Source organism: Leifsonia sp. L25 (assembly GCF_050632895.1).
This window is the reverse complement of the sequence record NZ_JBODRZ010000003.1, coordinates 2,574,570-2,587,616: the sequence shown is the minus strand read 5'-3', so window position 1 is coordinate 2,587,616 and position 13,047 is coordinate 2,574,570. Positions and strand designations below refer to the sequence as shown.

Annotated in this window: 14 protein-coding genes and 2 pseudogenes; 13 read left to right on the top strand and 3 right to left on the bottom strand. The window is 72.8% G+C overall.

Annotation, left to right across the window (positions count from 1 at the left end; all coding sequences use genetic code 11):
- Positions 1 to 2: 2 nt before the first annotated feature.
- The 5 genes and pseudogenes from ACRAWC_RS16995 to ACRAWC_RS16975 all read left to right on the top strand — a co-directional run bounded on the left by ACRAWC_RS16995 (position 3) and on the right by ACRAWC_RS16975 (position 3,826).
- A pseudogene (locus ACRAWC_RS16995) lies at positions 3 to 772 on the top strand (DNA-formamidopyrimidine glycosylase family protein).
- Positions 773 to 807: 35 nt separating this feature from the next.
- Positions 808 to 1,347 (top strand): hypothetical protein, encoded by a 540-nt coding sequence (locus ACRAWC_RS16990; RefSeq protein ID WP_431348783.1) that lies wholly within the window; start codon positions 808 to 810, stop codon positions 1,345 to 1,347.
- Between the two features lie 49 nt (positions 1,348 to 1,396).
- Entirely contained in the window at positions 1,397 to 1,612 is a 216-nt protein-coding gene (locus tag ACRAWC_RS16985) for a hypothetical protein (protein ID WP_431348782.1), read from the top strand.
- Positions 1,591 to 1,896 carry a MarR family winged helix-turn-helix transcriptional regulator gene (locus ACRAWC_RS16980; RefSeq protein WP_431348781.1) on the top strand — a complete coding sequence of 102 codons (306 nt, stop codon included), beginning with the start codon at positions 1,591 to 1,593 and terminating at the stop codon, positions 1,894 to 1,896. Before ACRAWC_RS16985 ends, ACRAWC_RS16980 begins: the two co-directional genes overlap by 22 nt.
- Before the next feature lie 130 nt (positions 1,897 to 2,026).
- Complete coding sequence (locus tag ACRAWC_RS16975; protein ID WP_431348780.1) at positions 2,027 to 3,826, top strand: LCP family protein; 1,800 nt, start codon at positions 2,027 to 2,029, stop codon at positions 3,824 to 3,826.
- A 97-nt stretch (positions 3,827 to 3,923) separates the two neighbouring features.
- Here ACRAWC_RS16975 and poxB read toward each other — a convergent pair whose 3' ends face one another.
- On the bottom strand, positions 3,924 to 5,657 hold the full coding sequence (gene poxB / locus ACRAWC_RS16970) for a ubiquinone-dependent pyruvate dehydrogenase (RefSeq protein ID WP_431348779.1): 1,734 nt from the start codon (positions 5,655 to 5,657) through the stop codon (positions 3,924 to 3,926).
- 148 nt (positions 5,658 to 5,805) lie between these two features.
- Here poxB and ACRAWC_RS16965 point away from each other — a divergent pair, with 148 nt between their 5' ends.
- Both ACRAWC_RS16965 and ACRAWC_RS16960 read left to right on the top strand, forming a co-directional pair.
- Complete coding sequence (locus tag ACRAWC_RS16965) at positions 5,806 to 6,438, top strand: ScbR family autoregulator-binding transcription factor (RefSeq protein WP_431348778.1); 633 nt, start codon at positions 5,806 to 5,808, stop codon at positions 6,436 to 6,438.
- A 244-nt stretch (positions 6,439 to 6,682) separates the two neighbouring features.
- The gene (locus tag ACRAWC_RS16960) at positions 6,683 to 7,060 is read left to right on the top strand and encodes a DUF3566 domain-containing protein (protein ID WP_431348777.1); all 378 of its coding nucleotides are present in this window, start codon (positions 6,683 to 6,685) and stop codon (positions 7,058 to 7,060) included.
- Here the strand turns inward: ACRAWC_RS16960 and ACRAWC_RS16955 are convergent.
- Positions 7,041 to 7,691 carry a TetR/AcrR family transcriptional regulator C-terminal domain-containing protein gene (locus ACRAWC_RS16955; RefSeq protein WP_431348776.1) on the bottom strand — a complete coding sequence of 217 codons (651 nt, stop codon included), beginning with the start codon at positions 7,689 to 7,691 and terminating at the stop codon, positions 7,041 to 7,043. The two genes, ACRAWC_RS16960 and ACRAWC_RS16955, sit on opposite strands and share 20 nt — an antisense overlap.
- A gap of 202 nt (positions 7,692 to 7,893) precedes the next feature.
- Here ACRAWC_RS16955 and ACRAWC_RS16950 point away from each other — a divergent pair.
- From ACRAWC_RS16950 to ACRAWC_RS16925, 6 genes and pseudogenes are all read left to right on the top strand, one after another.
- Positions 7,894 to 8,444: pseudogene (locus ACRAWC_RS16950) on the top strand (biotin transporter BioY).
- Complete coding sequence (locus ACRAWC_RS16945) at positions 8,441 to 9,559, top strand: AMP-binding protein (RefSeq protein WP_431348775.1); 1,119 nt, start codon at positions 8,441 to 8,443, stop codon at positions 9,557 to 9,559. Before ACRAWC_RS16950 ends, ACRAWC_RS16945 begins: the two are co-directional and overlap by 4 nt.
- The gene (locus tag ACRAWC_RS16940) at positions 9,549 to 10,670 is read left to right on the top strand and encodes a thiolase family protein (protein WP_431348774.1); all 1,122 of its coding nucleotides are present in this window, start codon (positions 9,549 to 9,551) and stop codon (positions 10,668 to 10,670) included. The genes ACRAWC_RS16945 and ACRAWC_RS16940 overlap by 11 nt, the downstream gene beginning before the upstream one ends.
- Positions 10,667 to 11,368 (top strand): energy-coupling factor ABC transporter ATP-binding protein, encoded by a 702-nt coding sequence (locus tag ACRAWC_RS16935; protein WP_431348773.1) that lies wholly within the window; start codon positions 10,667 to 10,669, stop codon positions 11,366 to 11,368. The genes ACRAWC_RS16940 and ACRAWC_RS16935 overlap by 4 nt, the downstream gene beginning before the upstream one ends.
- The gene (locus ACRAWC_RS16930; protein ID WP_431348772.1) at positions 11,362 to 11,973 is read left to right on the top strand and encodes an energy-coupling factor transporter transmembrane component T; all 612 of its coding nucleotides are present in this window, start codon (positions 11,362 to 11,364) and stop codon (positions 11,971 to 11,973) included. The genes ACRAWC_RS16935 and ACRAWC_RS16930 overlap by 7 nt, the downstream gene beginning before the upstream one ends.
- The gene (locus ACRAWC_RS16925; RefSeq protein WP_431348771.1) at positions 11,970 to 12,293 is read left to right on the top strand and encodes a CHY zinc finger protein; all 324 of its coding nucleotides are present in this window, start codon (positions 11,970 to 11,972) and stop codon (positions 12,291 to 12,293) included. Before ACRAWC_RS16930 ends, ACRAWC_RS16925 begins: the two co-directional genes overlap by 4 nt.
- Positions 12,294 to 12,555: 262 nt before the next feature.
- Here ACRAWC_RS16925 and ACRAWC_RS16920 read toward each other — a convergent pair whose 3' ends face one another.
- Positions 12,556 to 13,023: a lamin tail domain-containing protein gene (locus tag ACRAWC_RS16920; protein WP_431348770.1), complete on the bottom strand. Its 468-nt coding sequence runs from the start codon at positions 13,021 to 13,023 to the stop codon at positions 12,556 to 12,558.
- Between the last annotated feature and the right edge of the window lie 24 nt (positions 13,024 to 13,047).

The window sequence follows — 13,047 nt, the reverse complement described above, 5'->3', positions numbered from 1 at the left end:
CGATGCCTGAGGGCGACACCGTCTACCAGACCGCCGCGCGACTGCGCCGCGCTCTTCAGGGCAGGCTGCTGACCGAGACGGACTTCCGGGTGCCGCAGTACGCGACCGTCGACCTCAGCGGGAGGCACGTCGACGAAGTGGTCAGCCGAGGCAAGCACCTGCTGATCCGGGTCGGCGACCAGACCATCCACAGCCACCTCAAGATGGAGGGTTCGTGGGAGGTCTATCCGCCGGGCGGCCGCTGGCGGCATCCCGGGTTCCAGGCGCGTGTGGTGCTGCGGACCGCCGAGACGCAGGCCGTCGGCTTCCAGCTCGGCATCCTGGAGGTGGTGCCGCGGTCGCAGGAGGACGCGGTCGTCGGCCACCTCGGCCCCGACCTGCTCGGGCCGGACTGGGACGCCGAGGAGGCCGTGCGCCGGCTCGCCGAACACCCCGACACCCCGATCGCCGTCGCTCTGCTCGACCAGCGGAACCTCGCCGGCATCGGCAACGTCTACGCCAACGAGCTGTGCTTCGTGCGCGGGATGCTGCCGACCCTCCCGGTGCGGGAGGCCGACCTCCCGGCGACCGTCGACCTCGCCCGCCGCATGCTCGTCGCCAACCGCGACCGCCCGCTGCGCGTGACCACCGGCGACACCCGACGCGGCCGCAACACCTGGGTCTACGGCCGCGACGGGCGACCCTGCCGACGCTGCGGGACGCTCATCCGGCGCTCGGACGTACCGAGCTGGAGGAACGGGTGACGTACTTCTGCCCGGTCTGTCAGATCTGAGGCGGCGCGAGGGCAGGCGGCCCTAGGCTCGACGCATGTCAGACCGGCCCGCACCCGACGACGCTCATCTCCCCGCCGACGCCACCGTTGAGGAGCGACGGGAAGCCGGCGACCGGCTCCGCGAGCGCATCTACGTGACGTTCACGGCGCTCGCGATCCTGATGGCGCTGAACGCGCACGGCGAGCACCTCGACTCCCCCACGGTGCTGTGGACGCTCGTCATCTCGGTGGTCGGCGTGCTGCTCGCGGGCCTCGCCTCCGACCTGGTCTCGCACATGATCGTGCACAACACCCTGCCGACCGCCCGCGAGTTCCGGCACCTGCTGGGCGTCGCCTCCCGGGCGCTGACCGTCATCGTCATCCCGGTCCTCGTGCTCGCCGCGGCGATGCTCGGCTGGATGCAGGCGAGGACAGCCGTCGTGATCGCCATCACCGCCCTCATCGCGTCGCTCGCGGTGATCGCGCGCATCGCGGTGTCGCGCACCGGGCTCGCGTCGTGGAAGCAGCTCATCGTGCTCGTCGGCATCGTCGCGCTCGGGGTGCTCGTCGTGTTCCTGGAGCAGCTCGCGCACTGAGCCCGGGCGCGTGCCACCGGGGTGTCGCAGGCGCGTGCAAGGATGACGTATGCCGATCGCGCGCACCCGACCCGATCCGCGCAAGCTGAGCGCTGCCGAAGCGGAGCTCTTCCATGCCTTCTACCTGATGCGGCGCGGTTTCGACCGCACCCTCGACGCCCAGCTCCAGCGGGACGACGGCATCTCGATCTCCGAGCTCGAGGTGCTCATGGCGCTCGTGCGCTCCCCGGGCGCCGGCTGCGGGTGCGCGACCTGGTCGAGCTGACCGGGTGGGAGAAGAGCCGCGTCTCGCACCAGGTCACCCGCATGGAGGGCCGCGGCCTGGTCGAGCGCGAGGACTGTGCGGAGGACCGCCGCGCGAGCTGGATCCGGCTCAGCCGGGACGGCCGCCGCGTCGTCGTGCGTGCGCTCCCGAAGCACACCGCGACGATCCGCCGCATCCTCTTCGATGCGCTCACGCCGGAGCAGCAGGACGAACTGCTCGCGATCTCCACCCGGATGACCGACGCGATGGCCCCTGGAGACGTTCCCGCCGAACCGGATGCGTGAGGGTTCTCGCAGCGCCGATCGCCCCGTTGCCGTGAGCATGCTGAGAACTCCTCGCTGATCTGCTGGTCATTCCGCCGGAACACCGCGGGAAACCAGGCTGTTCGCAGGCCGCACCCCCTAGCGTCGTTGTGTGCGACGCCCGAACTATCCCTCAGGTGACTCCGGCGCCGGCCGGGAGGACCGTCCCGAGCCGCCGACCGAGATCTTCGGACGTGTGCCCGCGTCCGACCCGCGCCGGCCGGTGCGGGCGACACGGCCGGCGTCCGGCGTGCCCTCCGGGCGGGGCGGCAGTGGTGGCCGGGCTGCGGGAGCGGGTGCCGCCGGTGCGGGTGCCGCCGGTGCGGGCGCAGCCGGTGCCGCAGGCGCGGGCGCCGCCGGCGCAGGCGCGCCCTTCGACCTGTTCGGACTGTCCGGTTCGCCGGACCCGAGCCGCGCCGAGGGCGGCTTCGGCGACGGCGGCTTCGGCGGCGGCGGCGACGGCTCCGGTGGCAGCGGCAACGGCTCCGGAGGCGGCGCAGGCGGCGCCAAGCCTCCGAAGAAGCACCGTCGCGCCAAGCGCATCATCGCCTGGACCGCGGCCGGGCTGGCCGTGCTCCTCGTCGTCTTCGGCGGCTACGCCGCGTACAGCTACTTCCGCTTCGTCGGCGGCGTGAACCACGTCGACGTCATCAGCAAGACCGGCAACGACGTCGACGGCGCGGACCAGAACATCCTGCTCGTCGGCGACGACCACCGCCCCGACAACGCGACACAGGCGGAGCTCAACCAGCTCAGCACCACCGCGGACGGCGGCGGCACCAACACCGACACGATGATGATCCTGCACATCCCGGCCGACGGGAAGTCCGCGACCCTCATCTCCCTCCCCCGCGACTCCTGGGTGGACGTGCCCGGCCACGGGATGAACAAGCTCAACTCGGCGTTCTCGCTCGGCAACGGCGGCAGCGACCCGACCAGCGGCGCGAAACTGCTCATCCGGACCGTGCAGAACCTCACCGGGCTGTCGATCGACCACTACGTGCGCGTCTCGCTGCTCGGCTTCTACACGATCGCGAAGGCCCTCGGGCCCGTGCAGGTGTGCCTCAACAACGCGGTGAACGACCCGTACTCCGGCGCGAATTTCCCGGCGGGCGTCTCGACGCTCGACGCCTCGCAGGCACTGTCGTTCGTGCGGCAGCGGCACGGCCTCCCGCGCGGCGACCTCGACCGCGTCGTGCGCCAGCAGTACTTCCTCTCGGTGGAGGCGCACAAATTCCTGTCCGCGGGGACCTTGCTCAACCCGGGCAAGCTCACGAGCGCGCTCGACGCGATCAGCGGTTCGCTGGAGACCGACCCCGGGCTGAACTTCCTCCAGCTCGCGGCTCAGCTGCAGGGCCTCAGCGGCGGCAAGCTCCAGTCGGCGACCATCCCGATCTCCGGCACACCGACCATCACCGTCGACGGCTCGGACCTGTCGATCGTGCAGGTCGACACCGCGGCGATGCCGGCGTTCGTCAAGAGCCTGACGGGCACGCCGTCCGCCTACGACAGCGCGACGGCGGCAAAGCCCGCCGACACGAAGGTGACCGTGCTCAACGGCGGCAGCATGAACGGCGCGGCGGCCACGGCGACGCAGACGTTCAAGGCCGCAGGCTTCAGGACCGGCACGGCCGGCGACGCGAGTTCGCAGCAGACCACGACGATCCAGTACCCGTCTGGCCAGGAGTCGCAGGCCAAGGCCGTCGCGGCGCTGCTCCCGGGCGCCGCCGTGCAGGAGACCGGCAGCGTCAAGAGCGTCACCGTCGTCCTCGGCGACGACGGCCTGATGCCGGCCGCCCCCGGCGCCGCCTCGAGCGGCGCCGCCGCCCCTGCCCCTGCTCCCGCGCCCGCGCCGGCCCCCACTCACTCCGGCCCCACCACCAACTACTCCAGCACCGTCTGCATCAACTGACCCAAACCGCCGAGCACGTGGATTCTCTGCGTACTCGGCGGTTTTCGGCTGACTTTTCGCGTACTCGACTGTTGGGCGGCCGGCGTGGTTGAGGGGGTCAGTCGAAGAGGCGGCGGAAGACGTTGGTGTCGGCGAGGTCGATGAGTTCGTCGCCGCGGCCGGACATGATGGTGCGCAGCGCGTAGAGGGTGAAGCCCTTGACCTGCTCTGCGGTGATCGCCGGGGGGATGCTCAGCTCCTGGCGTGCAGTGACCACGTCCACGAGGGCGGGGCCGTCGTGGGAGAAGGCGGTGCGCAGAGCGCTCTCCAGGTCGTCCGGCTTCTCGACCCGCTGACCGTGGATGCCGATCGCCTGCGCGACGCGGGAGAAGTCCGGGTTCTCCAGGCCGGTGCCGAAGTTGACGAAGCCCGCGGCCTTCATCTCGACCTCTACGAAGTTCAGCGAGGAGTTGTTGAAGACGACGATCTTGACCGGCAGCTTCATCTGCACCAGCGTCAGCAGCTCGCCCATCAGCATCGCCAGACCGCCGTCGCCGGCGAGCGCGACCACCTGCCGTCCGGGGAACGCCGCCTGGGCGCCGATCGACTGCGACAGGGCGTTGGCCATGCTGCCGTGGTTGAACGAGCCGATCAGCCGGCGCGAGCCGTTCATCCGCAGGTAGCGGGCCGCCCAGACCACAGGCGAGCCGACGTCCGGGATGAAGACCGCGTCCTCGCTGGAGAGCTCGCTGATCAGCCGGGCGACGTATTGCGGGTGGATGGGCGTGCGGTTGCGGTCGTTGACGGCCAGTTCGTCCAGGCTCTTGCGGGCCTTCAGGTAGTGCGAACGGGACGCGTCGAGGTGCTTGGTGTCCTTGCGCTCCTCGATCAGCGGGAGGAGCGCCTCCACGGTGTCTTTCACGCTGCCGACGAGCCCGAGGTCGATCGGCGTGCGCCGGCCGAGGTTCTCGCCGCGGAGGTCGACTTGGATGATCTTCGCCTTCGACGGGTAGAACTGCTGGTACGGGAAGTCGGTGCCGAGCATCAGCAGCGCGTCGCAGGCCTCCATCGCCCGGTAACCGGAGGAGAAGCCGAGCAGGCCGGTCATGCCGACGTCGTACGGGTTGTCGTACTCCACGAACTCCTTGCCGCGCATGGCGTGGACGACCGGCGCCCGGAGCGCGCTGGCGATGTCGATGAGCTGCGGGTGCGCCCCCTCGACGCCGGCTCCAGCGAGGATGGTGACCTTCTTCGCAGCGTTCAGGATGTCGGCGGCGGCCTTCAGCTCGCCGTCGGCCGGTCGCGTGACGCGGGGCGAGTACACGATGGGCGCGGACGGCTTGCGGCCGACGCTGTCCGCGAGGAGGATCTCGCCCGGGATGACCACGACCGCGACGCCGCGGCGCTCGATGGCGGTGCGCATCGCGATCTCCAGCACGCGCGGCATCTGCTCGGGGAGGCTCACGAGCTCGGTGTAGACCGCGGCCTCGCGGAACAGGTCCTGCGGGTGCGCCTCCTGGAAGTAGGTGCTGCCGATCTCGGGCCCCGGGATCTGCGCGGCGATCGCGAGCACGGGCACCCGGCTGCGGTTGGCGTCGAAGAGGCCGTTGATGAGGTGGAGGTTGCCGGGGCCGCAGCTCCCGGCGCAGACGGCCAGCTCACCGGTGAGCGCGGCCTCCGCTCCTGCCGCCAACGCCGCGGCCTCCTCGTGCCGGACATGCTCCCAGGTCACGTCGCCTGCGCGGCGGAGCGCGTCGGTGAAGCCGTTGAGCGAGTCGCCGGGGATGCCGTAGACGCGCTTGACCCCCGCCTCGCGGATGATCTCGACGATGGTGTCGGCGACGGTGGTCATGCGGCGTTCTCCTCTGTCGGCTGGGCTGCGACGGGTGATCCGGCGGCGGATAGCCTCACGCTACTCCGCGGTCGCCCGCCGCGTCTGGTCCCCCCGACCGGATTCATGCATCACGCACAGAGGTCGTCCGCACTACTGTGTTCAGGTCATGGTCACGCAGAATCGCGCACTCGCCACCCGCGACGCCATCCTCCGGGGTGCTGCCGAAGTGTTCGGCGCCCGCGGCTACGGGCTGGCCTCCATCTCGGACATCGCGAAGGCCGCCGGGCTCACGAAGGGCGCGCTGTACTTCCACTTCGCGTCGAAGGACGAGCTGGCTCTCGCGGTGATCGCCGACCAGCACCGACGCACGATGGAGGCCTCCGTCGCGATCCTGGCGGAGGGCCGGCCCGCACTGGAGTCGCTCGTGCTGCTCTGCAGGAGCCTCGGGCGGCAGCTCCTGGAGGACCCGGTGGTCCAGGCCGGCATCCGGCTGACCACCGATGTCGGGACGGCCGGCCAGGCCATCGTCGAGCCGTACGAGGACTGGTTCCGCGCGATCGAGGAGCTGACCACGAAGGCGATCGAGGAGGGCGACGTCGCGGAGCGCGTGGACCCCCGGATGTTCGCCCACCTGCTGTCGCCGGCGTTCACGGGGGTGCAGCTCGTGTCGGCGACACTGACCGGCCGCGCGGACCTCCTTCAGCGCATCCGGGAGCTCTGGATCGTGCTGCTGCCGGGGATCGTCGCGGAGGGGCGGCTCGACGCGCTGCGGGCGCTGCCCGATCTCGTGGTGGAGTGAGTCCGGTGGGGGTGGTCGGGGGGACCGTTGGGAACCGCCCGACCGACATCCCCCAGTGGTCGCCGGTGCGACGTGTACGTCGGTCGGGCGTTCGCCCCCGCATGGCCATATTACATGCATAACCGGTCGATCGGTTTGTTTCGATGCCCCGTCGTTCCGGGGTTCCCCGGGCGTGTCGGTTAGACTCGCGCGATGGGGGGTCCGCGCGAGCGGGTCGAGAGCAGCAGCACCGGGGAGGTCGCCGATGTCGGCACGGACGAAGCAGAAGAAGCGCGCGACGATGCGCCTCGTCTACATCGACTTCTGGTCCGCCCTGAAGATGTCGTTCCTGATCGCCATCGTGCTGGCGGCCGTGACCGTCGTGCTCACGCTGCTCGGGTGGTCGGTGCTCGACAAGGTCGGGCTGGTCGGCTCGATGGCGACGTTCCTGGAGAGCATCGCCGGCGCGCAGGGCTCCGCCCTCGTCGCCGGGTTGACCTTCAACAACGTGATGATGTTCACGCTCGTGGTGTCGCTGCTGGAGGTCATCGTCGTGTCCTCGCTCGGCGCGATCTTCGCGGCCCTGTTCAACCTGGCGACCACTGTGGTCGGCGGGTGGAAGGTCACATTCGGGAGCGACTAGCCCGTTCGGGTCCGGCGCTGTCGACGGCGTCGCTGTCGGCCGCGATGCGCTGAAGGCCGCCCACCAGGAGTCCCACCCCGAACGCGAAGGCGGCGGCGGAGTCGCCCTCGTCCAGCGGGTCGGAGGCCTCCCCTGTCGCCAGGACGCCGATGCTGTCGAACTGCATCCGCTGCTGCTCGTGGGAGACGTGACCGAGCACGAAGTGCAGGAGCGCGGTGGTCGCGCGGCCGGCAGTCTCGGCGTCGAAGCCTCCCGCGCGGACGGCGGCCTCCAGGCGCTGCTGCGCCGGGGCGGCGCCCAAACCGAGCGCGGCGGTGCTGGCGACGACCTCCGCGCCGTCGCGGTAGGCGAGGAGCGCGTCGCGGAGGGCGGCGGACTCGGCGCGCACGCGGTCGGGCCACGGCGCGTCGGTCCGCGTGCCGACGGCGCGGCCGACGATGCGATCGGCGAGCTCGGCCAGGAGGGTCTGCTTGTTCGGGAAGTGCCAGTAGAGCGCGCTCGGCTGCACGTCGAGAGCGGCGGCGAGGCGGCGCATGGTCAGATCCGGCAGGCCGTAGTCGTCGAGGATGCGCAGGGCCGTCTCGGCCACGTCGTCGCGGCTGTGTCTGCGTGCGCTTTCGTTTCCCGTCACGGTTTCACTATAGTGAACGCTGTTCAGGTGAACAGTGTTCAGGTGAAGGAAACCCGATGACCGACTCCCCCGCACCACCCCGCCCCAGCCCGCGACGGCGTCCACGCCCGCAGAGACCGCGCCCTCCCGGCCCGAGGGCGTCCGCTCAGCCCGCCCCGCCCGCCGCGGCATCGACGCGACGGACATCGCGCGCGTCGCCGTCATGGCCGCGATCGTCGCCGTCCTCGGCCTCCCCGGCGGCTTCACCGTGTTTGGCGCGGTGCCGATCACTGCCCAGACGCTCGGCGTCATGCTCGCGGGCGCGCTGCTCGGACCGTGGCTCGGCGCAGTGTCGATGACCGTGCTGCTCGCCCTCGTCGCTGCCGGGCTCCCCTCTTGGCGGGCGGCCGCGGCGGCATCGGCGTCTTCGTCGGGCCCTCGGCCGGCTACGCGCTCGGCTGGATCGCCGGCGCCGCGGTCATCGGCCTCATCGTCCACGCCGGCAACCGCAAGCCCGTCGTCTGGCGCACGTTCCTCGGCGTCGTCGTCGGCGGCATCGGCGTCGTGTACGCGTTCGGCATCCCCGTGCAGAGCTTCGTCCTGCGGCTGCCGCTCGGCCAGACCGCCCTTCTGAGCCTCGGCTTCGTGCCGGGCGACCTCATCAAGGCGGTGCTCGCGACCGCGATCGTGGCGACGCTGGTCCGCGCGTACCCGCGGGCGTTCCGGCGCACGTGGGCTCCGGCTCCCCGTCGGGATGACACTCGGGCCGCATGAGCCCGATCGTCCCGCTGCGCGACGACGACCCGGCCCTGCTCGACAGGCTCCGGGAGGCGCGGTCGTCCGGCCTCGTCCCGCTCGTCGTCGACGGTCGACGTCCGGCCACGCACCTGGCCGCGGCCGTCGACGCGGCGTCGCACGCCGACCTGGCGGCCCGGGACGGGTCCGAGCGGATCGGCTGGGCGACGTTGACCTCCGGCAGCAGCGGTCCGCCGCGGATCGTGCTGCGCACCCATGAGTCGTGGGCCGCGTCGTTCGAGGCGGTGACGGAACTGCTGGGCGACGGCCGGGCGGTCGCCCTCCCGGCTCCCGCGTCATCGTCGCTGACCCTGTTCTCGCTCGCGCACGCGCTCGACGGCGGCCCGGAGGCGGTGCTCGTCGGCGCCGCAGCGGACTGCTTCCACGGCACACCCGAGTCGCTGCGCCGGCTGCTGGAGTCGGGTGCCGCGCGCGGCATCCGGTCCGCGCTGGTCGGCGGGTCGCACCTCGACCCGGCGCTGCGGGCCTGGGCCGAGGCGGAGGGGATGCGCGTGACCGCCTACTACGGGGCGGCGGAACTGTCGTTCGTGGCCGTCGACCACGGCCACGGGCTCGAGCCGTTCCCCGGCGTCGAGCTGCGCGTGCGCGACGGCGAGCTGTGGGTGCACTCGCCCTACGTCGCCCGCGGCTACGCCGGTGCGCCCGGCCCGCTGCGCCGCGACGGCGCCTGGGCGACGGTCGGCGACCGCGCCGAGCTCGTGCGGACGGCGGACGGCGGCGAGCGCGTCCGCCTGCTGGGCCGCGCGGACGGCGCCATCCTCAGCGCGTCCGCCACGATCGTGCCGGACGAGGTCGAGGCCGCGTTGCGCTCGGTGCCCGGCGTGCGCGACGCGGTCGTGTTCGGTCTCCCGACCGGCCGGGTCGGGGCGCTCGTCGCCGCGCTCGTGGAGCCGGACGGCAGCCTCCCGCCGCTGTCGACGCTGCGGGCGGCCGCCGCGGAGCGCCTCGCGCCCGCCCACCGTCCGCGCCGCTGGTACGCGGCGGAGTTGCCGCGGACCGCCGCGGGGAAACCGGCGCGTGCGGAGGCCGTGCGGCGTGTGCTGGCGGGAGAGGTGCAGGCGATTGAACGCTGAGACCGCCGTCATCATCGCCGCCCGCCGCACCCCCGTCGGCACCCGCGGCCGCGCCCTGGCACGCCTGCGCGTGGAGGAGCTGGCTGCGCCGGTCCTGCGTGCCGCGCTGGACGACGCCGCCGGCGCGACGGGGGCGCCGATCGAGGTCGCCGACGTCCTGCTCGGCAACTGCATGGGTCCCGGCGGCAACCCGGCGCGTGTCGCCGCCCTCGCCGCCGGGCTGGACCCCGCGATCCCGGGCGGCACTGTCGACCGCCAGTGCGGGAGCGGACTCGCGGCCATCCTGGACGCGGCCGCAGCGATCCGGGCCGGCGACCCGAGGCCACGGCTCGCCGGGGGCGTGGAGAGCGCCTCCACCGCACCCGTCCGCTCGCTGGACGGGGTCGCCTACGCCCGAGCGCCGTTCGCGCCGGAAGGCTTCCCGGATCCCGACATGGTCCGGGCCGCGGAGGATCTGGCCGCGCACGACGGCATCCCGCGGTCGCGACTCGACGCGCACGCTGCGCGCAGCCACGAGCGGGCGCGCGCCGCGCTGGACGCAGGGCGGTTCTCGGACGAGCTGGTGCCGTTGGCGGGGCTCGACCAGGACGACGCGATCGGCGGGGCCGAGCGGCTGCTGAGCCGACTGCCCGCACTGTTCCCCGGCGGTGCGCTCACGGCGGCGACGTCGACCCGGATCGGAGACGGCGCCGCGGCGGTCGTGGTGGCCCCGGCGGGCACCGGTCCCGGACTCGCGGTGCGTGCGTCCGCGATCGTCGGCTGCGACCCGGCGCTGCCCGGGATCGGGGCGGCGCCGGCGATCCGTGCCGCGCTCGCCCGCGCGGGGGTCACCGCGCAGGAGGCCGCCGCGTTCGAGCTGGTGGAGGCGTTCGCGTCGCAGAGCATCGCCGTGCTGGAGCGCGTGGGCGTGGCGGAGGACGATCCCCGGGTGTGCGCCGACGGCGGTGCGCTGGCGCTCGGCCACCCGTGGGGCGCGAGCGGGGCCGTGGCCGTGGTGCGGCTGTTCAGCCGGCTCGTGCGCGGCGGGGCGCCGGCGGGGACGCTCGGCGTCGCCGCGGCCTCGGTCGGCGGCGGCCTGGGTGTGGCCGCGGTGTTCGAGGTGGTGCGATGAGCGCCCTCCAGCTCGACGGCGTCGGCGTCCGCCTCGGCGACGTCGACGCCCTCCACGACGTCACCCTCGACCTCGACGCGCGCACCATCGCGGTCATCGGCGAGAACGGGTCGGGGAAGTCCACCTTCGCGCGGCTCCTGGGCGGACTGGTCGCCGCCTCCGCGGGCGAGCTGCGCATCCTCGGGCTCGACCCCGCCCGCCAGGCCGGCGAGCTGCGGCGGCGGATCGCGGTCGTGTTCAGCAACCCGGACGCGCAGATCATCATGCCGACGGTCGCCGAGGACGTCGCCTTCTCGCTCCGCGCCGACCGGCTCGGACGGGAGGCCACGGCGGCGCGGGTCGCCGACGCCCTCGACCGTTTCGGCCTGACCGAGCTGGCGGACCGGCCCTCCCACGACCTCTCGGGCGGCCAGAAGCAGCTTCTCGCGCTCTGCGGCGCGTTCGTGCGGCGCCCGGAGCTCGTGATCGCGGACGAGCCGACCGCCTACCTGGACGCGCGCAACGCCCGGCGCGTCGCCGACCACCTGTTGGAGGACGCCGGGCACCGGCTGGTCCTGGTCACGCACGACCTCGGGCTGGCCGCCCGCTGCGACACGGCGGTGCTCTTCGCGGGCGGCACGGCGGCCGCGGTCGGCGAGCCCGCGGACGTTGTCGCGGCGTACGAGCGCCTGCTCGCCGAGGGCAGCCTCCCGTGCTGACGCTCTACCGCCCGGGGTCGGGGCTGCTGCACCGGATGCCGGCGGGACCCAAGCTGCTGCTGGTGCTCGCGGCGGTGCTCGCCGTGTCGCTGCTGCCCTCCACGTGGGTCGCTGCTGCGGTCGCCGCGGTGCTGCCGGTGGTCGCCTACGCCCTCGCGGGCCTCGGCGACGGGATGCTCGGGATGCGGGAGCTCGCCCGTCAGCTGCTCGCCATACGCTGGGTGATCGTGATCACCCTCGCCGGCCAACTCCTCTTCCTCGGCCCGCAGCCCGCCGTCGCGAACACCGCGCGCGTGGCGTCCGCGGTCGTGCTCGCCGCGTTGCTGGTGCTGACGACGCGGGTCGCCGACCTCCTCGACGCCGTCGAGCGGGGCCTGCGACCGCTGGCGGCGCTGCGGATCGACCCAGCCCGGACCGCGCTGTTGCTGACCGTGACGCTCAGCACGGTTCCGGTGCTGGCGGGGCTGGCGCGGGACGTCCGCGACGCCCAGCGCGCGCGGGGCGCCCGGGCCGGACTGCGGGCGTTCGCCGTGCCGTTCCTGGTGGTGGCGTTCAAACACGCGGACGAGCTGGGCGACGCGTTGACGGCGCGAGGCGTGCGATGAACGGCGGCCCGCGGGTGCTCGGCCCGACCGTGGACGACCAGACCCGCTGCATCCACTACCGGACACCGCTCGATGTCATCGCGATCCGGTTCGCCTGCTGCGGCGAGTTCTACCCGTGCCACGCCTGCCACGCGGAGACCGCCGGCCATCCGGCCCGGCAGTGGCCGGTCGCCGACCGGGGCCGGCGCGCCGTGCTGTGCGGTGTGTGCACGGCGACGCTGACGATCGCCGAGTACCTGGAGACCGACTCCTGCCCGGAGTGCGGGGCGGCGTTCAACCCGGGGTGCAAGCTGCACACGGAGTTGTACTTCCAGGTGTGACGCAAAATAATCTGGCGCGCGATTCGTGCCGAATGTGGCGAAAGCGGCGCGGATTCACGCGATTCGTCACGAATGCGCGGTGGAAAAGACGAGCGACCGCCGGGTGCGGCGTGCGCACCCGGCGGTCGTTCGTCAGGACCTTACTGCTGGTGACCGACGGCCTTGCCGTTGGACATCTTCAGGTCGTTCCAGCCGATCACGGCCCCGCTGCTGTCCTGCGCCGACAGGGCGTAATCGCCCTTGGCGAGCGGGTTCGGCATCGTCAGGCGAAGGTCGCCGTCCGCCGGGACCTGGATCCAGCCGCCGCCGACGGCCTTGCCGGAGATCCACACCGACACCCACTGGCCGGCGTACTGCGTGCCGACGGGGTCGGGAGGGCGGCGCCGGCGGTGCCGTTGGAGGACCCGGCGACCAGGTAGTAGCCCTTGGCGGCGATCGTGCCGCTCAGCGGTACGACGCCGTTCGCGGCGCCGGTGCCGGCTCCGGAGCGGTACTGCACGCTCCAGCCGGTCAGCGCCACGGGCTGGTCGCCCGCGTTGTAGAGCTCGATGAACTTGTTGGCGTAGGCGGCGCCGGCGCTCCCGCCGGACAGGTACGCCTCGTTGATGACGACACCGGTGCCGTCGGTGCTGGCGAAGGCCGGAGTCGCGGCGAGGGAGCCGGCGGCGAGGCCCGCTCCGACGGCCACGGCGGTGGCAGCGCGCCACAAGGTGCGCAATCTGGATGACATTTCTCTCCTCGGTCGGGAAGGGGA